Origin of the sequence: Paraperlucidibaca baekdonensis, assembly GCF_003387535.1 — a bacterium.
Classification (GTDB): Bacteria; Pseudomonadota; Gammaproteobacteria; order Pseudomonadales; family Moraxellaceae; genus Perlucidibaca; species Perlucidibaca baekdonensis.
The window spans coordinates 350,276-374,662 of record NZ_QUNR01000001.1 but is presented as its reverse complement, the minus strand read 5'-3'; the positions used below and the strand labels follow the sequence as shown (position 1 = coordinate 374,662).

Here is a 24,387-nt window from a genome sequence, read left to right as displayed (position 1 = left end):
ACAGCTGCGTAAATTACAAAATACCTACAGATTCTTGATAATTGCCAAATAGCCGTCGCGAAAACTCGGGTACTGCAGCGCATAGCCTGTCTCTCGCAAACTGGTATTGCGCACGCGCTTGCCCTGACTACCGCCTTCGCGCTCCGGCGGCATGGGCAATTGCAGCTGCTCGGCCAACCACGCCAGCACCTCATATTGCGGTGTGGGTGTGTCATCGACGCCCAAAACTAATGGCGCCACAGCCTCGCCCGCCAGCACCTGCTGCACCAGATGCACCACCAAGCCACTGGCATCGGCAACGTGCAAGCGGTTGGTCCAACTTGCCGGCACGCGCTGCACTGCTCTGCCCTCGCGCACCCAGCGCAGCAGTCGCTCGCGGCCCGGCCCATACAAGCCGCCCAAACGCACAATAGTCGATGGCCACGGCGCATCGCCAATGACCTGCTCGGCCGCCAGCAGCACCTTCGCGCTATCGCGGCGCGGCAAGGCCGGCGTCTGCTCGTCGACCCACTCGCCAGCCTCTTCGCCATACACCCCCGTCGACGACAGCCAAATCTGATGGCATAGCGCCTGCCCCGCCAACGCCGCCTGCACAGCCTGAGCGCCGCCCAAATACACGCGCTTATACGCCGCCACGCCCGACTCACCGGGCGCTAAGGCATAGATGACCACATCCAGGCCATCGGGCAGTACCAAGCTTGCCGGCTCAGTTACATCGGCGGCCAGCCACGTCAACGTTGCCGGATGCTCAGCCAAGCCATCCGGCAGGCGGCGCCGCAGCGCCCAAACCTGGTGACCAAGCGTCGCCAATTCATGGGCAATACGCCCACCCACATCACCCGCCCCAACAATTAATATCTTTGACATATTTTTAAATTTTGATAGTTTTTGCCTACATACAGCAGACTAAATGAACCCGAGATAGCCCATGACCTTAACCGAGCTTCGCTACCTCGTCACGCTCGCCCAAGAACGCCACTTTGGGCGCGCCGCCGAGCGTTGTCATGTTGCCCAACCAACACTCTCAGTGGCGGTGAAAAAACTCGAAGACTCCCTAGGCTTGAGCTTATTTGAGCGCCATCGCCACGGCGTCTTAGTCACACCCGCGGCCGAAGCGTTAATTGCCCAGGCGCAAGTCGTGCTCTCCGAGGCTGACAAATTTGAACGCATGGCCGATTTATCGCGCGATGAGTTCGCCGAGCCGCTGCGCTTAGGCGCGATTTTTACTGTCGGGCCGTATTTATTTCCCTCGCTGGTGCGCCGCATGAAGCAGGAAGCCAGCCCATTAAAGCTGTATTTAGAGGAAAACTACACCCATGTGCTCGATGAGCGGCTGGCGCGCGGCGAGCTCGATGCCATCATCGTGGCGATGCCTTTTGAGCCGCCCGAGACCCGCGTCACGGCGCTATTTGATGAGCCCTTTCAGCTCCTGCTGCCGCGCGATCATGCCATGGCGAGCAAAAAAATCATTGCCGCCGATGTGCTCGCCAGCAGCCCCGTGCTGATGCTCGGCGAAGGCCATTGCTTCCGTGACCAAGTGCTAGAGACCTGCCAAGTTGGGCAAGCGCCGGGCGTGAGTTCAGGTAGCTCGCTGATGACCTTGCGCCATATGGTCGCCTCTGGGCTTGGCATCACGCTGATTCCGGCCAGTGCCGAGCAGCAACTTAGCGATGATGAGCTGACCACGCGGCCGGTGAAGCCGAGCCCGCATCGGCGGGTGGTGCTGGCCAGTCGCCATCGCTTTTCGCGCCCGGGTGCCTTGCAGGAACTGTTGCGTCTGTTGCAGAGCTTAAGCCTGCTCGGCACCACCATGGTGCGGCGCTGAGCGGGGTCCAGGCATGACGACCAGCACGCCATTGCACGAATGCCCGGTGGCGAGCCTGCGCGGCGTTGGCCCGGCGCTCGCCGAACGCTTGCAACGCTTGGGCATTGTCAGTGTGCAAGACCTACTGTTTACGCTGCCGCGCCACTACGAAGACCGCACGCAGCGCACGCCGTTAGGCGGACTGATTCCCGGCATGACCGCTTTGGTTGAGGCGGAAGTCGCGCTGGCCGACATCGTGCAAGGCCGGCGGCGTGCGCTATTAGTGCGCCTGCGGGATGGCACCGGCGGCCTGACCTTGCGCTTTTATCATTTCCGCCAAGCGCAAAAAGACAGCTTCAGCAAAGGTTTACGCCTACGCGTGTTTGGCGAGGTGCGCTCGGGGCCTGCCGGACCGGAGATGATTCATCCTGAAGTTGAGTGGTTAACCGACGCGCTCAGCGCCACGGATGAGCGCCTTAATGACCACCTAACACCGATCTATCCACTCGTTGAAGGACTGACCCAGCGCCGCCTGCGCGAGCTCATCCAGCGCGCGCTGCCATTGCTCAATGACCACTCGCTGATCGACAAACTGCCCTCCCACGCCAGCCTCGCCGATGCCCTGCGTACAGTGCACGCGCCTAGCCCCGACAGTGATCGTCAAGCCCTGCGTGATGGCCTGCACCCCGCCCAGCAGCGCTTGGTTTTTGAAGAGTTGGTCGCACATCAAATGGGCCTGCTGCAACGCCGCGATCGCCAACGCCACACCGCCGCACCGGCGCTCATCTGCGATGATGACTTAAGCGGGCAACTGCGCCAGGCGCTGCCATTTGCCCTGACCGCCGCGCAGCAGCGCGTGATCGGCGAGATTCATCACGACCTCGGCCAGCGCCGCGCCATGTTGCGCCTGGTACAGGGCGATGTTGGCTCCGGCAAAACCGTGGTGGCAGCGCTGGCGGCTTGCCCGGCATTGGCGGCGGGTCTGCAAGTGGCCATCATGGCGCCAACGGAAATCCTCGCCGAACAGCATTTGGCACGCTTTCGCAGCTGGTTCGAGCCGCTCGGCATATCGGTTGGATGGCTGTCTGGCAAGCAAACCGCCAAAGCCCACACGGCCTCGCTGGCGGCCTTGGCCACGGGCGATTGCCAACTGGTCATTGGCACCCACGCGCTGTTTCAAGCCAGCGTGCAGTTTGCGCGCTTAGGGCTGGTCATTATTGATGAGCAGCACCGTTTTGGCGTGGCGCAGCGACTCATGCTCGCTGAGAAAGGCTTGAGCGCTGGCTGGCTGCCGCATCAGCTCATCATGACCGCCACGCCGATCCCACGCACGCTGGCCATGAGCGCCTATGGCGACCTCGACACCTCCATCATCGATGCGCTGCCGCCCGGGCGTCAGGGCATTCAAACCGTGGTGCTCGCCAATACGCGGCGCGACACGCTCATTGAACGCATTCGTCATCATGCCGGCGGTGGGCAGCAGGTCTATTGGGTGTGCACGCTGATTGAGCAATCCGAGCAAATTCAGGCGCAAGCTGCCGAGGCGGCGATGAGCGAGCTCAGCGAGGCGCTGCCTGAGTTGCGCGTGGGGCTGGTGCATGGCCAGCTCAAAGCCGCTGACAAAGCCGAGGTCATGGCGCGCTTTGTCGCTGGCGAGATTCAGGTCTTGGTCGCCACCACGGTCATCGAGGTCGGCGTTGATGTGCCCAATGCCACGCTGATGGTCATTGAAAATCCCGAGCGCCTAGGACTCTCACAGCTGCATCAGTTACGCGGTCGCGTGGGGCGCGGCCAGCTCGCAAGCTTTTGTGTGCTGCTCTACCAAACGCCCGTCTCGGCACTGGGCCGCGCGCGCCTACAAACCCTGCGCGATAGCCAGGATGGTTTTGTTATTGCCGAGAAAGACCTGGAATTACGCGGCCCCGGCGAGGTACTGGGCACCCGTCAAACCGGCGATGTGCAATTTCGCTTAGCCGACCTCGTGCGTGATGCGGAGCTACTCGAACCGGCACGCACCACCGCTGAGTCATTACACGGTAACCCTACCTATCACTACTTATTACGCCGCTGGCTCAGCCATGAAGGCCAGTACGCACTGGCATAAAACGCTAAATCCTTGTTTACTCGCGTTAAGCACCCTAATCTTTGAGGGTGTTTTGGTTTTTTTATGTTTTTCGAGGTGCGTTATGTACTGGCTGCGTTTGCGAAACGGCCTATTTCTTGGTGTGTTGATGCTCAGTGGTGTTGTCGATGCCGCACCGCGCGTGAGCACCAATAAAGTCGATGCCAGCCCACGCCAAATCCGCCAATTCGCCATGACTGGCGCCGCCGATGCGCAGTACAACCTGGGCGTGCTGTATTACAACGGCGATGGTGTGGTGCGCAATCGTGTTAAAGCCGCCGAATGGTTTGACCTTGCCGCTCGCCAAGGCTTGGCTCGCGCGCAATACAACTTGGGTGCTTTGCATGCCAGCGGCATTGGCGTGCCCCGCAATCTTGACATCGCCATCAGCTGGTTTCGCGCCGCCGCCGATCAAGATTACCCGCCGGCACTGTATGCCCTTGGCATGGCCTATTACGAAGGCAATGGCGTGACGCTCGATAGCAATCGCGCCGCCGCATTGGTACTAAAAGCCGCCGAACTCGGCTCCGCATTGGCACAAAACAACATCGGCATCATGTATGACCAAGGCGTTGGCCTAAAGCGCAACAAGCGCAAAGCGGCCGAATGGTTTCAGCAAGCCGCCGACTCTGGTGTTTCTGAGGCGCAATTTAACCTCGCCCAAATGCTCTTGGTCGGTGACGGCGTGCGCAAAAATACGTCGAAAGGTTTGGCCTATATGACCGAGTCAGCCAACCGCGGCTACCCAAAAGCGCTGCGTCGTTTGGGCGAGATGTACTTAAATGGCGATTCGGTGGCGATGGATGTGGATCGTGCGCGAGACCTGCTCAACAAGGCCGCCGCCTCTGGCGGTTAGATCTCGCGCTCATAAAAAAGCCCGGCCAAATAAGCCGGGCTTTTTTTACCAAGGCATTAAGCCAAGATCGGCGGCAATGCGCGCGCTAACTCCATTTTGGTCTTCATGTCGCTGGCAAAACTGCCGGTCAACGCGAAGCCCAAGAGCTGGCCATCTTTCGCTAAAAAGCTGGCCTTCACATTGGCGCCATCGGCCTCAACAGCCCATGCACCCTCGGTGCCCGGTGCCACCGGCGACACCACAATTGGGCAGATCGGCGTTTTGATTTGCACCGGCATGGCTGGATAGTTCACCACCGTGTCATCACCGGCTAAGGTTTTTGCCAGCGCACGCGCACTGGCCATGAGTGGTAAGACATACATCAGCACCTTGCCGTCGACCTCGGCGCAATCACCTAGGGCGTAAATATTGGCATCGCTAGTGCGCAAATAGCGATCGACACAAATGCCACGCGCAACACGCAAGCCCGCCACTTCGGCCAAGCCCAAACGCGGACGCAGACCAATCGCCGAGAGCACTATATCAGCCTCGACATGACGGCCATCAGCCAAGCTCACGCGAATCGCATCGCCGGCATGATCTGCCGCTGTGACGTTTGCACCGTAGAGGAAGTTGACGCCTAGGCCTTGCAGGCCAGACTCCACAGCCTGTGACGCACGCTCCGGCAACAGCGTGGGCAATGGCCGGCCCAGCGGCTCAACCACCGTGAGCTGATGGCCGCTGGACGCCAAATCATTAGCAAACTCACAACCAATCAAGCCGCCACCAATGATTAGCACGCGCTTGGGCGACTCGCCAAGCTGTTCACGAAATACGGCGTAATCAGCTAAGTCATTGACACTCAATACGCTGTCACCGGCATCACCACCCAATGGTGGGCGGAACACATCGGCGCCAACGGCCAACACGAGGTCTGCATAGGCCAGCGTCTCACCATTGACAGTCAGCGTTTTTGCCGCAGGATCAATGTGCGACACCGCACTGGCGGCGCGCACCTCGGCATTGAGCTGCTCGGCCATTTTTTCGGGTGAGGCCATGGCCAAATCATTGGGCGTTTTGGCTTTCGCTAACGCATTCGACAACATGGGCTTGGAATAGCTGCGCCCGTCATCCTGAGACAGAATGATTAGCGGGCGCTCCGAGTTAAGCTTGCGAAATTCGCGCGCCAACGTGTAGCCGGCCAAACCGGTTCCCAAGATAACGAGTGGTGCCATGACTTAGAGCTCCACCATTTCGAAGTCTTCTTTGCCGACGCCGCAGTCTGGGCAGACCCAATCATCGGGAATGTCGTTCCAGCCTGTACCGGCTGGAATACCATCCCACGGCATGCCCACGGCTTCGTCATAAATAAATCCACAAACAATACATTGCCACTTTTTCATCACACACCTCATCGTTAGGTAATTCGTTGGCCCGACTTTAACAGTCGCTGCCGGAAATTTTTGGCGCGCTGGGCGACCTTAACAGCGCGCAATGTTACCGAAATTAACGCGCTTGTGCTGCCGCTAATGCCCCGCGGTAATGATTGGCGTGGCGCTCTTCTACTTTCGCCAACGCCGCAAAGCGTTTTTCAGCCTTTTTCAACGCCGCTTTAAACCATTCAGCATGCTCTTGTGACTCAGCAATTTGCTCTTCAAACTCTTTCATGGCCTCGGCATTTTGCTCTTTAATCGCCGCGTCGCGGAAGCCGGGGTACATTTCGCTGTACTCGTAGGTTTCGCCGGCAATGGCCACTTCAAGCATTTTGGCCGGCGTCATCATGACTTTCGGGTAGAGCAAATCCAAGTGGCCAAACGCGTGTTGAATCTCTTGTTGCGCCGTTTCTTCAAAGGCTGCAGCGGTGGCTTCGTCGCCCATGGCACGAGCGAGTTTGGCGAAGTAGCTATACTTCATAAACGCCATAGACTCGCCGGCAAAAGCGGCTTCTAAATTTTTACCGGTCACGGTGATATCTAATGTCATGTGCTTGCTCCTCAGTCGTGGGTAGCCGTTAGGCTGCTGCTTCAACGTAGCTAGGTTATGATGCTCAGCACACGCTGGCCAATGACTTGGCAAAGAACTTTCGATAGAATTTAACTATTACCGAGCTTATGCAAAATAGCCAAAGCAAATGGTCACATCCGCACCGATGGCAACACGCGTCGCTGACACTGCGCCAACCGTCCCATCGCGCATTGCGTTCGTGGCTCGCTGAGCCCGGTTCATTAACGGCGCGTTTGGCGGCGCTCGCCCATGCGCTTGGTGGTGAATTGCGCATCACGGTAGTACACGAAGGCTGGCACTTACCACGTGCCGAAGAAGCTCGCGCTCTGGGCCTGCGACGCGGTGAGTTTGCGTGGATTCGTGAGGTCGTCTTGAGTGGTCTGAACCAGCCCTGGGTGCAAGCGCGCTCGGTATTGCCCCGTGACAGTTTGCAGGGTCTGAACCGCCGGCTTACCCGACTCGGCACGCAAAGCTTGGGCAGCCTGCTCTTTCGCGATCCGGCGCTGGTGCGCGGCCGCATTTATTACGCACGCCTGATGTTGCCCAGCACATCAAATCAACAAACACCGGTGTGGGCGCGACGCTCACGGTTTATTTTACGCGGCCGGGCGGTTTTAGTAGCCGAGGCTTTTTTGCCAGCGCTGCTGGCCGCCAGCGCCATGACGGAGACACGCAAGCCATGATTTCACGCGACCGCTTACCTGACTTTATCGCCTTAATGCGCCTCGACCGGCCCATCGGCATTTGGCTATTGCTGTGGCCCACCCTGATGGCATTGTGGATTGCTGGCGATGGTCATCCTGACCCCAAACTGATCCTGATTTTCAGTCTCGGCGTGGTGCTCATGCGCTCGGCAGGTTGTGTCATTAACGACTACGCCGATCGTCATATCGACGGTCAGGTCTGGCGTACTGCTGATCGCCCGCTTGCCTCCGGCCGCATCCGTGGCAGCGAAGCACTGATGCTATTTACCGCCTTGGTGAGTCTCAGCGCACTACTGCTGCTGTGGCTGCCCATTGCGGTGTTTTACTGGTCGTTTGGCGCCTTAGCGCTCGCCGTGCTGTATCCATTTATGAAACGGGTCACCTACTTACCGCAGGTGGTGCTTGGCGCAGCATTTTCGTGGGCCATCCCCATGGCCTTTGTGGCGCAAGGCCGTACACCCGATGACCTATGCTGGCTGCTTTACGCGGGCAACTTAGCCTGGACGGTCGCCTATGACACACAATACGCCATGGCCGATCGCGATGACGATCTGAAAGCCGGCGTGAAGTCCACGGCGATTTTATTTGGCGACCTCGACCGCGTGGTGATTGCCGGCCTGCAGCTTTTTTGGCTCGCGGCACTGGCATTTGTTGGCCATCAAATGCACTGGGGAGTGATGTGGTGGGCGGGACTCGCTGGCGCCTTGCTGCTGTTCATCTGGCAATGGCAACACACCGCCAGCCGCGATAAACATCAGTGCTTAGCCGCGTTTAAACACAACCATTGGGTTGGCTTACTGCTGTTCGTCACCTTATTAATATCTTGGTTGCAGCAATTGGCATCATAAGCCCGTAATATTTCTGCAATATCTTCGCGCTGTAATAGGCTTGTCATCTAAAGTGAGTCGAGACCTGCTATGCCTAGCGATAAAATTCTGATTGTCGACGACGAAGCCGCGATTCGCGAAATGATCTCGATTGCCTTGGACTTGGCTGGCTACAGCTGCTTGGAGGCCGAAGATGCTTTGCAAGCCCACCACCTTGTGGTAGATGAACGCCCAGCGCTGATTTTACTCGACTGGATGCTGCCGGGCATGAGCGGTATTGAGCTGGCACGTCGACTCAAGCGTGATGAAAATACCCGCGAAATCCCCATCATCATGCTGACCGCGCGTGGCGAGGAAGACAATAAAATTCAAGGCCTAGATGCCGGCGCCGATGACTACATCACTAAGCCATTTTCCACGCGTGAACTCGCATCGCGCATTAAGGCGGTGTTACGCCGCGCCAATGTGCTGCATCAGGAAAATGCCATTGAGGCCGAAGGGCTCAAGCTCGACCCGGTCAGCCATCGCATCACAGCCGATGACAACCCGGTGGACATGGGCCCGACCGAGTACCGGTTACTGGCCTTTTTCATGAGCCACCCCGAGCGTGCCTATACTCGCACACAGATGCTCGACCAAGTCTGGGGCGGCAATGTCTATGTCGAAGACCGCACCATCGACGTGCATATTCGCCGTCTGCGCAAAGCCCTCGAGCCCTTTGGCTATGATCGCTTTATTCAAACAGTGCGCGGCACAGGTTATCGGTTTTCAATACAGACCGGCGATAAGGCAGAGCCTGTGTGAGCCGGCAAATATCCGATAAAGAAATCACCGAAATTCTCTTAAGCGGTGCGCTCGGCTTAGGCGTTGGCTACCTGGCTGGACATGCCGTTTTAGGGCTATGCGTGGTACTGATTTGGCTACTGTATCGGCAGCTGCAACAGCTTGCCCGGCTGCGCCACTGGTTACTCGATACCGAACAAGACGTACCCGAAAGTGAAGGCGCCTGGGATGAAGTTTTTCGCGGTATTTACTATTTACGGCGCAATGAACGGCGCGCCCGCGACAGCTTGCTGAGTATTATTGATCGCGCACGCGCCTCCGTCTCCGCACTCGAAGAGGCCGTGGCCTTAGTTGACAGCGATGGCAATCTCGAGTGGTGGAACCCTGCCGCTGAGGCCTTGTTGGGATTTCGCGCTGTCGATCGCGGTCAACCGGTCATCAACTTAATTCGCACACCGAGCTTCATTCGCTATTTTAAACATGGCCCCTACGATGAAGGCCTAAAGGTCAGTTCACAGCGCCACTCCGGCCGCCAGCTGCAATTCGAAATCACACAATTTGGTGACAATGACCGACTGATGATCGTCTACGACATCACGCGTCTGCACAATCTCGAACAAATGCGCAAAGACTTCGTGGCTAACGTCTCGCATGAGCTGCGCACGCCGCTGACCGTACTCTCTGGCTACTTGGAAACACTGCAAGATCAGCACGAAGGCATTGAGCCGCGCTGGCTGCGTGCACTTGGCCAAATGGCGCAGCAAGCCACACGCATGAATAATCTCGTCAATGATTTACTACTGCTCTCGCGCTTAGAAAATCAGCCCGAAGACCGTGAGCCACACATCGTGCATGTGCCGCGCATGCTCAAGCAAATTCATCAGGATGCTGTGGCGCTGGCCACGCCGAAACAGCAGACGGTAACCCTCGAATGCGAGCCTGGCCTCTGCGTGCTGGGCATGGAGGCCGACTTGCGCTCAGCCTTTTCGAATTTAGTCACCAATGCCGTGAAGTACACACCAAATGGTGGTGTGGTGGCCGTGCGCTGGTTGGCCGACGGCCAAGGCGCTCATTTTTCTGTCACGGATAACGGCCTCGGCATTGATGAGGTTCACCTGCCACGCTTAACCGAGCGCTTCTATCGCGCCGATGCTGCTCGCAGTAGCGCCACGGGCGGCACCGGCCTCGGTTTGGCCATCGTTAAACATGTGCTCATGCAACACAAAGCCACGCTCGATATTCAATCTGAACTCGGGCGTGGCTCGCGTTTTACCTGCTCGTTTATGCCCACGCTAATCGAGCGTGAGACTTAAGATTCCAGCTTTTTCGCCACCTGATCAAATGTGGCATGACGCACATCAGCACCCTTCACCAAGAAGATTAATTGCTCGGCAATATTGCGGGCATGATCGCCAACGCGCTCCAAGGAGCGCAGCACACCCATCACGCTGAGCACTCGCGAAATCGAGCGTGGATCTTCCATCATATACGTCACTAACGCGCGCGTGGCGGTGCGATATTCAAGATCAATTTCAGCGTCGGCTTTCATGACTTTAAAGGCTTGGTCAGCATCGAAATGCGCGAACGCATCAAGCATCTCATGAATCATCACGCGAACTTGATTGCTGATGTGGCGACACTCCAAATAGCCACGCGGCGACTCGCCCTCCTCACACAGGCTCTGAGCAGCGCGGGCAATCTTCGCGGCCTCATCGCCCATACGCTCTAAATCAGTAATCGACTTACCAATGGCAATAATCATGCGCAAATCCGAAGCGGCCGGCTGACGGCGCGCCAAGATTCGCACGATTTCCTCGTCGATACCCGACTCCATTTGGTTAATACGCCGGTCATTATCTTGCACCGACGCCGCTAATGCTGAATCTGCATCGAGCAAGGCGGTGATGGCATCGGTGACTTGCTTTTCAACCAAGCCGCCCATAGCCAAAAAGTGACTACGGACTTCATCGAGCTCATCATTAAACTGCGCCGAGATGTGTTGGCGATAATCTTCACGCTTCATGTCAGTCTCTCCACGATCAGCCGTAACGGCCCGTAATATAGTCTTCGGTTTGCTTATTGGTCGGATTGGTAAACAAGGTGTCGGTGTCGCCGTATTCGACCATCTTGCCCAGATACATAAAGGCTGTGTAATCCGATACGCGCGCGGCCTGCTGCATATTGTGCGTCACGATGAGAATGGTGAACTGCTCTTTCAGCTCGTGAATGAGCTCTTCCACTTTCAACGTGGAAATGGGGTCTAGCGCCGAACACGGCTCATCGAGCAGCAGCACTTCAGGCTGCACGGCAATGGCGCGGGCAATCACCAAGCGCTGCTGCTGACCACCTGAGAGACCAAGCGCACTGTCATGCAGACGGTCTTTAACCTCATCCCACAAGGCCGCACCTTTCAGCGATTCCTCGACCGCTTCATCGAGCACGCGCTTGGCGTTTTGGCCCTGCAAACGCAAACCGTAAGCGACATTTTCATAAATGCTTTTCGGGAAGGGATTAGGCTTCTGAAACACCATCCCCACGCGCTGGCGTAGACCAGTGACATCAACTGAGCGGTCAAAAATATTTTGCTGATCGAGCAAAATCTCACCGTCCACACGACAGCCATCGACTAAATCATTCATGCGGTTAAAGGTGCGTAGCAGCGTCGACTTGCCGCAGCCCGATGGCCCGATAAAGGCCGTGACACGCTTTTTCGGCACCTGCATATTAATGTCATGCAGGGCCTGCTTATTGCCATAAAACAAATTTAGATGGCGTGTTTCAAGGCACATCGCTTCGTTGGCCAAATCGCGGTCGCGGCGTGCGCGGCCAAAAGCGCCGGCGTCAATGCTTTGCGGCTCTGCTGTCGAATAATCACTCATGGTCATTGCTTCCTCATCAATCAATGGGCGAAGTCGCTTAGGACTCCAGTGCCTTATATTTTTCCCGTAAACGATTACGCAGGCCGACCGCACCTAAGTTCAAGGCCACGACCACCGCCACCAGTAAAAACGCGGTGGCGTAGACCAACGGCCGTGCGGCTTCCACGTTCGGACTCTGAAAGCCGACATCGTAAATATGAAAGCCCAAGTGCATGAACTTACGCTCCATGTGCAGGAACGGCGCGTTGCCATCGAGCGGTAATGTCGGCGCGAGCTTGACCACGCCAACCAACATCAATGGCGCGACCTCACCGGCGGCGCGAGCAATCGCCAAAATCACACCGGTCATGATCGACGGCGTGGCCATGGGTAAGACCACTCGCCATAGAGTCTCAGCCTTGGTGGCACCGAGCGCCAATGAGCCCTCTTTCAGCGCACGAGGAATCCGCGCCAAGCCCTCCTCGGTGGCAACAATCACCACAGGCAGCGTAAGCAGGGCCAATGTGATGGATGCCCAGAGCAAGCCTGGCGAGCCAAATACTGGTGCGGGCGCAGCCTCAGGGTAGAACCATTGGTCGATATTGGCGCCGAGGAAATAGACAAAGAAGCCCAAGCCAAACACGCCATAGACGATTGACGGCACGCCGGCCAGGTTATTGACCGCAATACGCACCACTTGCGTCACCGCACCTTGATTGGCGTATTCGCGCAGATAGATCGCGGCAATAACGCCCATCGGCGTGACCATTACGGTCATGATCAAGACCATCAATACGGTGCCAAAAATGGCTGGGAAAACACCGCCCTCGGTATTTGCCTCGCGTGGGTCACCCGATAAAAACGCCCAGACATTGTGGAAATACACCGCCAACTTTTGCAGGGCATTGAGGTCATTGGGCTTAATGGCGTGAACGATATGGCTCACCTTCAGCGTCAGCTCCTGACCTTGGCCAGCAGTCAGTTTCACGCTGTCGCGGTCGGCCTGTGCTTTCAGAGCCTCCAAGCGCTCGGAAAGCACACCGTAATTCGCGTTAAGCTCATCTCGGCGTGCTTGCAAATCGGCTTTAGCGGCATCAGTTAAGGCATTGTCGATCACTAAACGGCGCTCTTCTAAACGCAATTTCTCGATGCCGTAATTGATTTTACCAATCTCATTTTTTTCGATATCGGCCGTCGCCTCAAGCAGCGCATTGCTCCGCTCAATGCGCGCTTGCAGCTCATCCCAAGCTGCTGGACCAGAAGCTACTTCAGTACCATTCTCACTAATCGAGACCAAGCGACCATAAAAATTGCCCCACTCTAGGCGCTCAAGCGCCACGATATCTTCGGGGTAGCTAATGTCACTTAGGCCATCGGCAAAGACCCAACGAAAGTCCATGCCGGTGACATCACGATTGCCGAGCTTGAGTGAGATGCGCTCAATAGAATCTTTATTGGGCGGGATGTTTAAGCCGGCCTCTTTTAAGCGTGCCGCCGTGTCGAATTTACGGTCATAAATCTCGCCCAGCACAATTTCCGTTTGCGTGCTGCCCGGTGCCGAATAGCTCGCCTGCATGACATCCGCTGGCCAAAAGTGGCCCAAGCCGCGCACAGCGATTAAGCCAATCACACCAATCACCATGATCAGCGAAATGGCTACGGTGCCTGCGTTGAGCCAGACCCAAGCCTCGCCCGATTTGAAGTATTCGCGTGTTTTCATCTGCGTTTTCCTTTAGGCGAGCTCATTACAAGGAGCCGTATTTTTTACGAAGCCGGCTGCGCACTACTTCCGCCACCGTATTGAGAATGAAGGTCAGCACAAACAGCACCAAGGCCGATAAAAACAGCACCCGGAAATGTGTGGAGCCAACTTCTGCCTCGCCCATCTCAACCGCCACGTTGGCCGATAAGGTGCGCATGCCTTCAAAAATATTCCAATCCATGATGGCGGTGTTGCCCGTGGCCATCAGTACGATCATGGTCTCGCCAACAGCGCGACCCATACCAATCATCAGCGCGGAGAAAATGCCCGGCGAGGCGGTGGGTAAGACCACGCGCATCAGCGTTTGCCATTGCGTGGCACCCAAAGCCAGCGAGCCATTCGTCAGGTGTTTAGGCACGGCAAATAGCGCATCTTCAGCAATCGCGTAAATGTTGGGAATCACCGCAAAGCCCATCGCTAGCCCCACAATCAATGAGTTGCGCTGGTCAAAATTGAGGCCGGTGCTGGTCTCTAGCCAAGAACGCACGTCGCCACCGAAAAACACATTTTCAATGGGCTGCGAAAAGGCAAACGACGCATAGGCTGTGAACAAAATTGGCACGATCAAAATGAGCGGCGCCCAGCCATCGGCGAAAGCGCGACGCTCTAATGGCAAGCGCGACCAGAGCGCACCCACCGCAACAATGGTAATGGGTGTCAGAATCAGCAGGCTGAAAATACCCGGCAAATTATCTTCAATGGTGGGTGCCAGCCACAGACCCGCCAAGAAGCCTAAGATCACGGTCGGCAAGGCCTCCATCATTTCGATGGTTGGTTTCACTTTGCGACGCAGTGCCGGCGACATAAATACGGCCGAATACATGGCACCGAAAATCGCCAACGGTGCACCCAACAGCATCGCGTAAAACGCGGCTTTGATGGTGCCAAAGGTCAGCGGCATCAACGACAACTTAGACTCAAAATCGGTGGTGCCCGACGACGACTGCCACGTGTAAGTCGGCGCCTCATAAGACTCATACCAAACCGGACGCCAGGTCGACTGCAGGGAGATATCGGGATGCTCAATATCCATATGCCAAAAGCTATAGGCATTGTCGGACTGCACCAGCACACCGAGTGAGCGTGCGCTCATGGCAAGGGTGCGAATCGGGCTGTCGCCAGCGGACTCACTCAAAATCAAGCGATTTGAGGTGGTGTAGTAGTAGCTGACTTGGCCGTTAACATCGCCAATCAACACGCCCTTGCGGCGCGCCTCGGGCGCCAACGCAGTGATGGCAACGTCGCTGGCTTTAATGCTACGAATTTTCTCCAGCGTGAAGCGGTCTACGCCGGTGCTCGAGTCGCGCACCATAAACCATTGCGCGACTTCACCACGGCTGTCACCGACCATCAGAGAGACATTACCCTGCAGCGCCGTCACGGCCGTGACGTCGGCATTGGGTGGTGTCAGCGTCACCTCTTGGGTATGCATGGGCTCATTGCGCACATTAAATACGCTGACCCGATTGGCATCGTGGAAGACATAGGCCCAGTGACCATCTTGACCAATGATGATTTGCTGTGGCGCACTGCCTTTATATGGCAGCTCGTCGCGCGCAACCTCGTTGAAACTTAGGTCCTCGTTGCTGCTGTCATCACCAAAAGACAGCGATAAGACATTGCTAGTCTCAGCCTCTGTACTGAAGTGCAGGCGCTGCACTTTGCCCTCGGCAAAAGCCAGTACACGCAGATCATCTTCATTACCGCGCAGATAAAACGCCGACAGCGGTGCGCCATTACGATCTATCGTGAGTGGCTGTTCGCCATAAGGATAGGACAATGAGCTGTTGATGATGCGGCGGTTATTGCCGCCATAGCTGACATCGTAATTGGGCTTGGCCACAATGAGCTGGCCATTACTCAAGCCTATGCCCACCAGCCCCGATAATATCGGGCCGCGTTGCACGCTGATCACGCCCACACCAGCGGGCAATGGCAACTCGCTAGATGACTCTACCTGGCCAGTTTTGACATCGAGAATATGCACTTGGCCATCGGCAAGAATACGTATGCCCGACTCATTGTACTCATCGGCATCTAAGTATAACGCCGCGGCCTGGGTTACTACCGGCGCCTTTTTGTCTAAGTCTGCGCCACTAAACAGCGGCCAAACCTCAAACACTAAATAGAAGAAAATTAACGTGATGGCACCGATAACGCCAACACCACCAAGACCAATCGTAAGGTTTGCTAGGCGATCTTTGATCTCGCGCTTACGACGCATGCTGGCAGATTGTTTTGCGGACGTTTTGTTCATGTGCTCAACCTAACGCTAGGCCTAGTAGACCTTCAGGATCGGGCAAAAAGGGCCTAGTGGCCCTTTTTGTTATCAGACGATGTAAGCAGAATACTTACAGGCCTAACATTTTCAACACTTTAGCAGCCTCTGTCGCGGGCATCGGGATATAGCCATCCTTTTCCACAACACTTTGACCGTTTTTCGACAACACCATCTTCAGAAACTCTGCTTCTAAAGGTTGCAGCGGCTTATTAGGTGCCTTGTTGACATAAACGTAGAGGAAGCGCGCTAAGGGGTATTTACCACTCAATGCGTTTTTCTTGTTGGCATCGTAAATCTCGCCATCTTTACCAACCAGCGGCACCGTGCGCACGCTCGATGTGACATAGCCGATACCAGAGTAGCCAATGCCATTGATTGAGCTACCAATGGCCTGTACCACTGATGCCGAACCGGGCTGCTCATTGACGTTGTTTTTGAAATCGCCCTTACACAGCGCTTTTTCTTTGAAATAGCCGTAGGTACCAGACACTGAATTGCGGCCATAAATCTGCAAGTCGCGCTTCGCCCATGCGCCGGTCAGGCCGGCATCGCCCCAGTTATTCACGGCTTTGTTGAAACCACATTTACGGGTATCGGAGAAGATCGCATCAACGACATTCATATTCATGTACTTAACAGGGTTGTCTTTGTGCACAAACACCGCCAACGCATCGATAGCAACAGGCACAGCGGTTGGCTTATAACCTTTAGCCTTCTCAAAAGCGGCAATCTCGGCGCCTTTCATCATGCGCGACATAGGGCCTAGATTGGCGGTGCTTTCGGTGAGTGCGGGCGGTGCGGTGGAAGAACCTGCGCCTTGGATTTGAATATTAATGTTGGGATAGAGCTTTTTGTAATCTTCTGCCCACAAAGTCATCAGATTGTTGAGCGTGTCGGAGCCCACGCTAGTGAGGTTACCGGCAACGCCTGTGGTTTTCGTGTAGCTCGGTAATGCTGGATCAACCGCGGCTTGAGCCGATAAACCTAGGCCTAAACCTAAAGCTGCAATCAGTACGTTCGCTTTCATGTGTCTCTCCACTGGGGATAGTTTGATTTCACGAATCGCATATTGACGGTGAATTATGACGCAATGATGACAAGCTCACTGAATTTCTAGGCTAATTGACTTTTTTCTGTCATGAGATGAACGAAAGTAATTTTATAACTGAAGCCGATGACAGATTGATATCGGCGGAGTACGCTTACGAATTAATTAAAATAACATCGGAGCCTGCATGCACAGCACCAACGAAAACCGACCCATGCCGCGCGGCATGCTGTGCTTGCAAACGATTGCTATGCCGGCCGATGCGAACCCCAACGGTGACATTTTCGGTGGCTGGCTAGTCTCGCAAATGGATTTAGCCGCCGGCGTTGCCGCGCGTATTCGCGCCAAAGGTCGCACAGCAACCGTTGCCATTGATGCGATGGTGTTTCTGCGGCCCGTGAAAGTTGGCGATATTGTTGGTTTCTACACCGACATTTTATCGACTGGCCGCTCGTCGATGAAAATCTTAGTCGAGGTATGGGCTGTCAGCGACCTCACCGGCGTTCACACCAAGCTCACCGAAGGCCTGTTTACCTTTGTCGCCATCAATGACCAAGGCAATACCCGCGAGCTTTCCAAGCACTAGCGCCTCACTCAAGCGCGGGTGAGGCGGGCGTACTGGGCCACCAGCCATTTGCTGCCGAGCGTGTTGAAATTGACTTGAATGCGCGCGTTTGGCCCACTGCCCTCGAAAGCTAAAATCACGCCATCGCCAAAGCGCGGATGATTAACCGTCTGCCCTAAGCGCCAGCCGCTGCCATCGTCGTCACCCAAGGTTTCCTGCCTAAGCCCAGACGCCGCCGAGGCGCCTGCGCTTGTCGACGCCATCGCGCCGGCGTTGCGAAAGCCTGCGCGCAAGCCGGGCGCCTGCTGTCGCACCGGCGCCAATAACGCCTCGGGTATCTCGCCCAAAAAGCGCGAGGCAACATGATAACTCTCCGTGCCATACAGCCGGCGCACCTCGGCATAGCTAATCACCAACTCACGCATGGCGCGGGTGATGCCGACATAGCAAAGCCGGCGCTCCTCCTCGAGATTATTCTCCTGCAAAGCCATTTCGTGCGGAAACAGGCCCTCCTCCATACCCGCCAAAAACACCATCGGAAACTCTAGGCCTTTGGCGGCGTGCAGCGTCATCATTTGCACGGCATCTTCAAACTCGCCGGCCTGCTGCTCACCGGCTTCTAATGAGGCATGGTCGAGAAATGCCGCCAATGGCGAAGGCATTTCCGTATCTGGCGCATAGTCATCGGCGTCGAATTCACTGGCCGCACCGATCAGCTCGCGCAAGTTTTCCACGCGCGCCTGCGCCTTCTCGCCCTTCTCTTTTTCATGATGCGCCACCAAGCCACTTTGCTCGATGACCGCCTCAACTAGCTCACCGAGCGTGGCGCCTTGGGTGTTTTTGTCGAGCTCATCAATGAGCGTCAGAAAGGCCTGAATCTTGCCAGTGGCCAAGGCTGGCAAGCGCCGCTCGGCGACCACTTGCTCCGCCGCCGACCAGAGGCTTACCTGCTGCTCGCGCGCGAGCTGACGAATCGCTTCTAGGCTTTTATCGCCAATGCCGCGCGTGGGCGTATTGACGACACGATCAAACGCCGTGTCATCGATGCGCTGCAGCATTAAGCGCAAATAGCCCACGGCATTTTTAATTTCCGCGCGCTCAAAAAAGCGCAAGCCGCCATAGATGCGATAGGGAATTTGCGCGCGCAGCATGGCCTCTTCGAGCACCCGCGACTGGGCATTGGAGCGATACAAAATAGCCATATCACGACGTGCCACGCCGCTGCGAAAACGCGCCTCAATGAGCTTGGCGATGTAATGCGCCTCATCGAGATCGTTAAAGGCGGCATACACCGAGATGCGCTCGCCTTCGCCGCGATCGGTCCACAAGTTTTTGCCGAGCCGGTCGCCATTGTTGGCAATCACCGCATTGGCAGCCTGCAAAATCACCGAAGTTGAGCGGTAGTTTTGTTCTAGGCGAATGAGCTCAGCATCGGCATAGTCACGCTGATAGGTGCGGATATTTTCAATACAGGCACCGCGCCAGCCATAAATACTCTGGTCGTCATCGCCAACGGCGGTGAGCATGCCGCGCTCGCCCGCCAACAGCCGCAGCCAGGCGTATTGGATGCGGTTGGTGTCCTGAAACTCATCGACCAAAATCATGCGAAAGCGCGCTTGGTAATGCGCCAAGATATCGGCATGTTTGAGAAATAACTCATGGCAGCGCAGCAAAATTTCTGCAAAATCAATCAGTCCGCCACGCTGGCAAATCGTTTCGTAGGCGGTGTAGACGCGCAGCTGCGTGGAGATATACAGGTCGCCATTGTGCGCAATGTGCTGCGGTCGCCGACCCTCTTCTTTATGGCCATTGATAAAGCTCGATGACTGCCGCGCTGGCCACTTTTCTTCGTCGAGCTGCAGCTCTTTCAACACCCGCTTGACCACGCGCAGCTGATCATCAGAGTCGAGGATTTGAAAGTTTTTTGGCAAGCCCGCAGCCTCATGATGAGCGCGCAGAAAACGATGCGCGAGGCCATGAAACGTGCCAATCCACAGCGGCTGCGTGGCAATACCGAGCTGCTGCTCAAGGCGCGCGCGCATCTCATGCGCGGCCTTATTGGTAAATGTCACCGCCAGCACGGCAAACGGCGAAACGCCAAAATGCTGACAAAAATAACTGATGCGCGAGGTCAATACGCGAGTTTTGCCAGAGCCAGCACCCGCCAAGACTAAGAGGTGTTGGCTGTCGCAGGTCACGGCATCGCGTTGGGCGGGATTCAGCCCGTCTAAAAGAGTCGATTCATTCATCAGACTATTGTAGACCAGCGCGCCGCTGGTTTCCGCGAATGTTCAGAGAATGGTAAGGTAAGCGCCACTGCAGCAACGGATTGCCCACCCATAAGGGCGACCGACGAGGGCCGTCATCCATGTCACGCGCATCCAACTCCGGCGACACAAGCGACCACATCAGCGCCAGTGCATTCGCCCACAATGAGCGTTTGCGCACAGCCCGACTCGCGCAAGTCCAGCGCCAATTGCCACGCTTTCTCATCATCACGGCGGTATCGGTTTTATTGGCCGTTTGGGTCCTCTGGGATTGGCCTTACGCATCCAACGAAAGCATCGCTCTGTGGGGCGGCAGCTTCATTGGTTTTTTGCTATTTCGCGGACTCTTAGTGTGGGGGCTGAATCGTAACCCACAATGGCGCGCGCGCTGGCTCGACAACATCTTGCTACTGACGGCCATTATTACTGGCCTATTTTGGGCGTTTGCGTTGGTGGCGCTGAACCCGCGTGTATTCCCTAATGGTGAGTTGTACGCCGACATCACCAGCAGACAAATATTATTAACGGCACTGCTCGGTGCTCAAGGCATCACCGCGCTGGCGGCTTACGCAGGCCACATGCGCTCATTCACCGGCTTTACGGTCACCGCATTTTTACCCGCCGTGGTGTATTTACTGCTTCATCCAACCGGCACCAGCTTGATGGTGTCGACCATTGGCGCGGTGTGGTGGGTATTTTTGATTCTCAGTGCCCGCTATTTAAACCGCATGGTCAATGACGCCATGGTGCTCCGCCTCAGCAACGAGGATTTGATCACATTTTTACGCGACACACAGACACGCACTCTCGACACCAACCGATTATTGGCCCGCGAGGTCAACACCCGCGCGCTGGCGGAAACCCAGCTACAGAGCCTTAATGACGAACTTGAAGAGCGCGTGGCACAACGCACCGAGGCGCTGATGGAAAGCCAAGAGGGCCTGACATTGGCTATTGAGGCCTCAGGCTTAGCGCTCTGGGACTGGCATATTCTCGATCAGGAAATCACCCACACCAATCTGGAGCCGCTGCTCGGCTGTGAGGGCATAGGCGATCGGAAGTTGCTGGAAGCGGCAAATGGTCTGGTGCACCCCGACGACCTGCGCTTGGTCAAGCGCAATATTATTCGCCATTTACGCCGTCGAACGCCACGCTTTGAGGCGCGCTATCGTATCAAGCACGCGCGTGGGCACTGGATCTGGGTTGAGGACCGCGGCCGGGTAGTGAGTTGGACACAGACCGGCAAGCCCGAACGCATGCTCGGGACGCGCAGGGACATCACTCGCGAGCGTGAGGCCGAAGAAACTCAACGCAAGCTCGACTATTTGGCCAATTATGACCGCCTCACGCAGCTCACCAACCGCCGCCAATTCCGCCACCGTCTACATGCTGCCATCAGTGCGGCACGCGAAACACAAAGCCGGGTTGGCTTAATTTTTATTAACCTCGATCGCTTTCGCCAGGTCAACGAGTCGCTTGGCTTTGAGGTCGGCGACAGCATTTTGCGCGAAACCGGCAGTCGCCTCACCGAACTTGGCAATAACCTCGACACATTGGCGCGCATCGGTGGCGATGAATTCGCGCTGATTTACCCTGAAGTGCGCCACGAAGACGAACTTGAGCGGCTCAGCGAAGAAGTCATTGGCAGCCTACGCGCACCATTTCGTGTTGGTGATCATGAGCTGCTGCTCGGCGCCTCGGTGGGCATTTGCGAGTTTCCCGAGCATGGCCGCGAGCTCGCGATTTTGATCAATCATGCCGACCTCGCCATGCAACAGGCCAAGCGCTTGGGCGGCAATCAATGGCGGCGTTATAGCCCCGATATGCGCAGCGCCACCGTGGAGCAGCTACATTTGGAAAATAGCCTGCGCAAGGCCATTTTCCGTGATGAGTTTGTCGTGCATTACCAACCCAAACTCTCGCTCGCCAGCCAGCGTATTGTTGGCATGGAGGCCTTAGTACGTTGGCAACACCCAACGCTCGGCCTGCTGCATCCGGGTAAATTTATTCCGCTCGCAGAGGAAACCGGGCTAATTTCGGTGATTACCGAACGCGTATTATCGCAGGCCACCACGCAGCTCAAGGCTTGGACCGATGCCGGCTTGGGCAAGCTGCATGTGGCGGTGAATATTCCCCCGCAGCAGCTGCATAAAGGTAATTTGGTGCAGCTGCTCACGCAGGCGCTCGATGACAGCGGCCTCGCCGCACGACAGCTGGAAATCGAGCTCACCGAGACCTCACTCATGGATGATCCGGAGTTAGCCATTGGCCTCTTCCGGCAAATTCGCCACATGGGTGTGAGCATTGCGCTCGATGATTTCGGCACGGGTTATTCATCGCTGAGCCATTTGCGCCGCTTCCCGCTCGATATTATTAAGATCGACCAAGCGTTTATTCGCGATGTTGGTTCGCAAAGCGAAGACGGCGCCATTGTGCGCGCCATCATTACCATGGCCCATGAGCTCGGCATGAAAGTGGTCGCCGAGGGCGTGGAGACGCAGCAGCATTTCCGCTTCTTGGAGCAGGAGCGCTGCGATATTGTGCAGGGCTATTTGATTAGCCGGCCAGTGACCGCCGAGGCCATGGAGCAGCTGCTACGCGAACAGGCACTGGCTGAGCGCCAGCAGCCGTCATTTTTGAGCGGTATATGACCTACTGATTGCGAAATTGCCGGACACCATCTAGCACCGGCAATTTCGCAAGCCTTACTCCACGGTCACCGACTTCGCCAAATTACGCGGCTGATCAACATCCGTGCCCTTGGTAATGGCAACGTGATACGACAGTAGCTGCAAAGGCACGGTATAGAGTATTGGCGCTACCTCATCGGCCACGGTGGGCATGGAAAATACCTTAATACCCGGCTCTTCGCGGACATCGGCGTTATGATCAGCAAACACATACAAAACACCAGCCCGCGCGCGAACTTCCTGCAAATTCGACTTCAGCTTATCGATGAGATCGTTTTTCGGCGCCACCGCCACCACCGGCATATCGTGATCCACTAGCGCCAATGGCCCATGCTTGAGCTCACCAGCGGGATACGCCTCGGCATGAATATAGGAAATCTCTTTCAGCTTCAGCGCGCCCTCCATGGCCACTGGATACTGCGCGCCGCGGCCTAGAAATAACGTGTGATGCTTCTCGGCAAACTCATCAGCAATTCGCTCAATGGCTGGATCCATTGCCAACACCTGCTCGACCAGCGCCGGTATGCCTTGCAACTGCGTGACAATAGTCTGCTCACGCTCAGCACTGAGTGTGCCTTGCTGACGACCAGCGGCCAGCACCAAGAGCATCAGCGCCACCAGCTGCGTGGTAAATGCCTTGGTAGAGGCCACGCCAATTTCTGGACCGGCATGGGTGATAAACGCCAAATCTGATTCGCGCACCAAGGTTGAGGTCGGCACATTGCAAATACACAATGAGCCCAAGGCCCGCGACTTCACCTCGCGCAAAGCCGCCAGCGTATCGGCGGTTTCACCTGACTGCGAAATAGTGACCAGCAGCGTGTCGGCCGGCAACACCGTGGTGCGGTAGCGAAACTCACTGGCCACTTCAACATGGCACGATACGCCCGCAATGGCTTCAAACCAGTACTTCGCAACAAAGCCGGCGTGATAGCTGGTGCCGCACGCCAAAATCTGGATGTGCTTGGCTTTTTTCAGTAACTCAGCCGCTTGCGGCCCAAAGGCATCCACCGCCACGCGCCCGTGACTTACGCGACCGGCGAGCGTGCGCACAATCGCCTGCGGCTGCTCATAAATCTCTTTCAGCATGTAATGTTTATAGCCGGCCTTGCTACTGGCGTGCAGCGTGGCATCGAGCTCAACGACTGGGCGCTGAGTCACCACGCCCTGTCCATCCCATATCGTGATCTGCTTCGCGGCGACTTCAATAAAGTCGCCCTCTTCCAAATAAATAAAGCGATTGGTCACCGGCAGCAGCGCAAGCTGGTCAGAGCTAATGAAGTTTTCACCAATGCCAATACCCACCACCAGCGGCGAGCCTTGGCGCACGGCCAGTAGCCGGTCTGGCTCATTGGCGCGAATAATGCCGAGCGCAAAGGCGCCATGCAGTTGCGCCACAGCGGCTTTCACGGCGGCCATAAAGTCAGGGTTTTTTCGTAGCTCCGACTGAATCAAATGCGGCACGACTTCGGTATCAGTCTGTGAGCTAAAAACAAAGCCCTCAGCCTGTAGGCGCTCACGCAGCGACTCATAGTTTTCAATGATGCCGTTGTGCACCACAGCAATATCGCCGGAGCGATGCGGGTGGGCGTTATCTTGCGTGGGTGCGCCATGAGTGGCCCAGCGCGTGTGCGCAATGCCCGTATGGCCATGAACATGCTGGCTCGCGTCGGCTAAAGCCTGGACTTTTCCGGACTCGCGCTCACGCAATATGTCGCCCTCATGAACCACCGCCAGCCCTGCCGAATCATAGCCGCGATATTCAAGGCGACGTAGACCCTCAATCAGCACATCAGCAACGTTCCGCTCACCTATCGCCCCAACAATTCCGCACATA

Annotated in this window: 20 protein-coding genes; 9 read left to right on the top strand and 11 right to left on the bottom strand. The window is 56.3% G+C overall.

The annotated features are described in order from the left end of the window. Positions 1–24: 24 nt before the first annotated feature. Positions 25–867 (bottom strand): NAD-dependent epimerase/dehydratase family protein, encoded by an 843-nt coding sequence (locus tag DFR26_RS01765; RefSeq protein ID WP_116207221.1) that lies wholly within the window; start codon positions 865–867, stop codon positions 25–27. A gap of 61 nt (positions 868–928) precedes the next feature. Here DFR26_RS01765 and DFR26_RS01760 point away from each other — a divergent pair, with 61 nt between their 5' ends. From DFR26_RS01760 to DFR26_RS01750, 3 genes are all read left to right on the top strand, one after another. Beyond that, positions 929–1,825 (top strand): LysR substrate-binding domain-containing protein, encoded by an 897-nt coding sequence (locus DFR26_RS01760; protein ID WP_116207220.1) that lies wholly within the window; start codon positions 929–931, stop codon positions 1,823–1,825. 13 nt (positions 1,826–1,838) lie between these two features. Further along, complete coding sequence (gene recG, locus DFR26_RS01755) at positions 1,839–3,908, top strand: ATP-dependent DNA helicase RecG (protein WP_116207219.1); 2,070 nt, start codon at positions 1,839–1,841, stop codon at positions 3,906–3,908. Positions 3,909–3,990: 82 nt separating this feature from the next. After that, on the top strand, positions 3,991–4,782 hold the full coding sequence (locus tag DFR26_RS01750; RefSeq protein WP_181898951.1) for a tetratricopeptide repeat protein: 792 nt from the start codon (positions 3,991–3,993) through the stop codon (positions 4,780–4,782). A gap of 56 nt (positions 4,783–4,838) precedes the next feature. Here the strand turns inward: DFR26_RS01750 and DFR26_RS01745 are convergent, their stop codons facing one another. The 3 genes from DFR26_RS01745 to DFR26_RS01735 form a co-directional block, all read right to left on the bottom strand. After that, positions 4,839–5,996 (bottom strand): FAD-dependent oxidoreductase, encoded by a 1,158-nt coding sequence (locus DFR26_RS01745; protein ID WP_116207217.1) that lies wholly within the window; start codon positions 5,994–5,996, stop codon positions 4,839–4,841. A 3-nt stretch (positions 5,997–5,999) separates the two neighbouring features. Next, positions 6,000–6,164: a rubredoxin gene (locus tag DFR26_RS01740; RefSeq protein WP_116207216.1), complete on the bottom strand. Its 165-nt coding sequence runs from the start codon at positions 6,162–6,164 to the stop codon at positions 6,000–6,002. 103 nt (positions 6,165–6,267) lie between these two features. Continuing rightward, positions 6,268–6,744: a rubrerythrin family protein gene (locus DFR26_RS01735; protein WP_116207215.1), complete on the bottom strand. Its 477-nt coding sequence runs from the start codon at positions 6,742–6,744 to the stop codon at positions 6,268–6,270. Between the two features lie 128 nt (positions 6,745–6,872). Here DFR26_RS01735 and DFR26_RS01730 point away from each other — a divergent pair, with 128 nt between their 5' ends. The 4 genes from DFR26_RS01730 to phoR all read left to right on the top strand — a co-directional run bounded on the left by DFR26_RS01730 (position 6,873) and on the right by phoR (position 10,392). Then, positions 6,873–7,448: a chorismate--pyruvate lyase family protein gene (locus DFR26_RS01730; RefSeq protein WP_116207214.1), complete on the top strand. Its 576-nt coding sequence runs from the start codon at positions 6,873–6,875 to the stop codon at positions 7,446–7,448. Further along, a complete protein-coding gene (gene ubiA, locus DFR26_RS01725) occupies positions 7,445–8,317 on the top strand; it encodes a 4-hydroxybenzoate octaprenyltransferase (RefSeq protein WP_116207213.1) in 873 nt (290 codons plus the stop codon). The genes DFR26_RS01730 and ubiA overlap by 4 nt, the downstream gene beginning before the upstream one ends. A 69-nt stretch (positions 8,318–8,386) precedes the next feature. Further along, entirely contained in the window at positions 8,387–9,100 is a 714-nt protein-coding gene (gene phoB / locus DFR26_RS01720; protein ID WP_116207212.1) for a phosphate regulon transcriptional regulator PhoB, read from the top strand. After that, positions 9,097–10,392 (top strand): phosphate regulon sensor histidine kinase PhoR, encoded by a 1,296-nt coding sequence (gene phoR, locus DFR26_RS01715; RefSeq protein WP_116207211.1) that lies wholly within the window; start codon positions 9,097–9,099, stop codon positions 10,390–10,392. The genes phoB and phoR overlap by 4 nt, the downstream gene beginning before the upstream one ends. Here the strand turns inward: phoR and phoU are convergent. From phoU to DFR26_RS01690, 5 genes are all read right to left on the bottom strand, one after another. Beyond that, positions 10,389–11,102, bottom strand: coding sequence for a phosphate signaling complex protein PhoU (gene phoU / locus DFR26_RS01710; protein ID WP_116207210.1), 714 nt, complete (start codon positions 11,100–11,102; stop codon positions 10,389–10,391). The two genes, phoR and phoU, sit on opposite strands and share 4 nt — an antisense overlap. Positions 11,103–11,118: 16 nt before the next feature. Further along, positions 11,119–11,964, bottom strand: coding sequence for a phosphate ABC transporter ATP-binding protein PstB (gene pstB / locus DFR26_RS01705; protein ID WP_425453339.1), 846 nt, complete (start codon positions 11,962–11,964; stop codon positions 11,119–11,121). A 31-nt stretch (positions 11,965–11,995) separates the two neighbouring features. Further along, complete coding sequence (pstA, locus tag DFR26_RS01700; RefSeq protein ID WP_116207209.1) at positions 11,996–13,657, bottom strand: phosphate ABC transporter permease PstA; 1,662 nt, start codon at positions 13,655–13,657, stop codon at positions 11,996–11,998. Between the two features lie 25 nt (positions 13,658–13,682). After that, complete coding sequence (locus DFR26_RS01695; protein ID WP_116207208.1) at positions 13,683–15,956, bottom strand: ABC transporter permease subunit; 2,274 nt, start codon at positions 15,954–15,956, stop codon at positions 13,683–13,685. Positions 15,957–16,050: 94 nt separating this feature from the next. Continuing rightward, positions 16,051–17,007, bottom strand: a complete 957-nt coding sequence (locus DFR26_RS01690; protein WP_116207207.1) for a PstS family phosphate ABC transporter substrate-binding protein — start codon at positions 17,005–17,007, stop codon at positions 16,051–16,053. Positions 17,008–17,215: 208 nt separating this feature from the next. On the opposite strand from DFR26_RS01690, the gene DFR26_RS01685 reads away from it, so the two are divergent. Continuing rightward, entirely contained in the window at positions 17,216–17,614 is a 399-nt protein-coding gene (locus tag DFR26_RS01685) for an acyl-CoA thioesterase (protein ID WP_116207206.1), read from the top strand. A gap of 8 nt (positions 17,615–17,622) precedes the next feature. On the opposite strand, the gene uvrD is transcribed toward DFR26_RS01685, so the two are convergent. Further along, positions 17,623–19,842 (bottom strand): DNA helicase II, encoded by a 2,220-nt coding sequence (gene uvrD, locus DFR26_RS01680; protein ID WP_116207205.1) that lies wholly within the window; start codon positions 19,840–19,842, stop codon positions 17,623–17,625. 119 nt (positions 19,843–19,961) lie between these two features. On the opposite strand from uvrD, the gene DFR26_RS01675 reads away from it, so the two are divergent. Then, positions 19,962–22,511 carry a putative bifunctional diguanylate cyclase/phosphodiesterase gene (locus DFR26_RS01675; protein ID WP_116207204.1) on the top strand — a complete coding sequence of 850 codons (2,550 nt, stop codon included), beginning with the start codon at positions 19,962–19,964 and terminating at the stop codon, positions 22,509–22,511. A 54-nt stretch (positions 22,512–22,565) separates the two neighbouring features. On the opposite strand, the gene glmS is transcribed toward DFR26_RS01675, so the two are convergent. Next, positions 22,566–24,386, bottom strand: a complete 1,821-nt coding sequence (gene glmS, locus DFR26_RS01670) for a glutamine--fructose-6-phosphate transaminase (isomerizing) (protein WP_116207203.1) — start codon at positions 24,384–24,386, stop codon at positions 22,566–22,568. Position 24,387 lies beyond the last annotated feature (1 nt).

Coding starts and splice junctions, on each gene's coding strand:
- DFR26_RS01760 (WP_116207220.1), top strand. CDS start 929: ATGACCTTAACCGAGCTTCGCTACCTCGTCACGCTCGCCCAAGAACGC.
- DFR26_RS01750 (WP_181898951.1), top strand. CDS start 3,991: ATGTACTGGCTGCGTTTGCGAAACGGCCTATTTCTTGGTGTGTTGATG.
- pstB (WP_425453339.1), bottom strand. CDS start 11,964: ATGACCATGAGTGATTATTCGACAGCAGAGCCGCAAAGCATTGACGCC.
- DFR26_RS01675 (WP_116207204.1), top strand. CDS start 19,962: ATGTCACGCGCATCCAACTCCGGCGACACAAGCGACCACATCAGCGCC.
- pstA (WP_116207209.1), bottom strand. CDS start 13,657: ATGAAAACACGCGAATACTTCAAATCGGGCGAGGCTTGGGTCTGGCTC.
- DFR26_RS01735 (WP_116207215.1), bottom strand. CDS start 6,744: ATGACATTAGATATCACCGTGACCGGTAAAAATTTAGAAGCCGCTTTT.
- DFR26_RS01745 (WP_116207217.1), bottom strand. CDS start 5,996: ATGGCACCACTCGTTATCTTGGGAACCGGTTTGGCCGGCTACACGTTG.
- uvrD (WP_116207205.1), bottom strand. CDS start 19,842: ATGAATGAATCGACTCTTTTAGACGGGCTGAATCCCGCCCAACGCGAT.
- DFR26_RS01730 (WP_116207214.1), top strand. CDS start 6,873: ATGCAAAATAGCCAAAGCAAATGGTCACATCCGCACCGATGGCAACAC.
- DFR26_RS01740 (WP_116207216.1), bottom strand. CDS start 6,164: ATGAAAAAGTGGCAATGTATTGTTTGTGGATTTATTTATGACGAAGCC.
- DFR26_RS01690 (WP_116207207.1), bottom strand. CDS start 17,007: ATGAAAGCGAACGTACTGATTGCAGCTTTAGGTTTAGGCCTAGGTTTA.
- DFR26_RS01765 (WP_116207221.1), bottom strand. CDS start 867: ATGTCAAAGATATTAATTGTTGGGGCGGGTGATGTGGGTGGGCGTATT.
- glmS (WP_116207203.1), bottom strand. CDS start 24,386: ATGTGCGGAATTGTTGGGGCGATAGGTGAGCGGAACGTTGCTGATGTG.
- ubiA (WP_116207213.1), top strand. CDS start 7,445: ATGATTTCACGCGACCGCTTACCTGACTTTATCGCCTTAATGCGCCTC.
- phoU (WP_116207210.1), bottom strand. CDS start 11,102: ATGAAGCGTGAAGATTATCGCCAACACATCTCGGCGCAGTTTAATGAT.
- phoB (WP_116207212.1), top strand. CDS start 8,387: ATGCCTAGCGATAAAATTCTGATTGTCGACGACGAAGCCGCGATTCGC.
- recG (WP_116207219.1), top strand. CDS start 1,839: ATGACGACCAGCACGCCATTGCACGAATGCCCGGTGGCGAGCCTGCGC.
- DFR26_RS01695 (WP_116207208.1), bottom strand. CDS start 15,956: ATGAACAAAACGTCCGCAAAACAATCTGCCAGCATGCGTCGTAAGCGC.
- DFR26_RS01685 (WP_116207206.1), top strand. CDS start 17,216: ATGCACAGCACCAACGAAAACCGACCCATGCCGCGCGGCATGCTGTGC.